The sequence below is a fragment of the Anaerococcus groningensis genome, from assembly GCF_046365465.1.
Classification (GTDB): domain Bacteria; phylum Bacillota; class Clostridia; order Tissierellales; family Peptoniphilaceae; genus Anaerococcus; species Anaerococcus groningensis.
The window spans coordinates 1-665 of the sequence record NZ_JBGMEG010000024.1; the positions used below are offsets into that span (position 1 = coordinate 1).

The 665-nt window shown below is 30.1% G+C and carries 1 protein-coding gene; it reads right to left on the reverse strand.

Annotation, left to right across the window (positions count from 1 at the left end; translation table 11 throughout):
* A partial coding sequence (locus tag AB9Q04_RS08065) for an EFR1 family ferrodoxin (RefSeq protein ID WP_410024824.1) occupies positions 1 to 565 on the reverse strand: 565 nt, incomplete at its 3' end.
* Positions 566 to 665 lie beyond the last annotated feature (100 nt).

The following is a 665-nucleotide window of genomic DNA, read 5'->3' on the forward strand; positions in this document are numbered from 1 at the left end:
ATATACAAGCATCACTTACTTCAAATTTTTTAGTAGATTTAAATTTTCCATAGGCTGATTGGACAATATTTCCTAGAAATTTTGGGACCTTAGAGTCTATAAAATTGCCATAAACTCCATTATCCAGTCTTTTCTTTATAAGAGATATTTCATAATCAGCCTCTTCATTTACCCTTTCTATCTTATCTTCATCATTTACATCATAAAATAAGATAAATGTTTCTGGCATCCTTATAGCAAATGATGCATCAAGCTCCAAGCCCTTTTTAATAAATATTTCCCTTACTTGGCTACTCCTATAACCTGTAGATGCTCCACATGTACCTATGTAGAAAGTATAAGGGTGCTTATTAAATTTTATTTTTAAATCTTCTAAAAAAGCTTTTACATTTGTAGGTAGACCCCCAGCATGAGATGGTGCTAAGATGCCTAGTCTATCATTATCTTTTAAATATATTTCCTTTAAATCTTTTTGCTGGTCAACAGCAATTATTTCTTCTCCTTTATAGGCTATTTCATCTACAACGTGCTTGGTATTGCCCGTTGCTGAAAAGTATATAATCATATTAAATCCTTTCTATATAATAATCTATGATTTCTACAGGATATTTTGTTTCTATTCTTATTAGTAAATTTTCTAAAATAGATCTTGCTGTATCATTGTC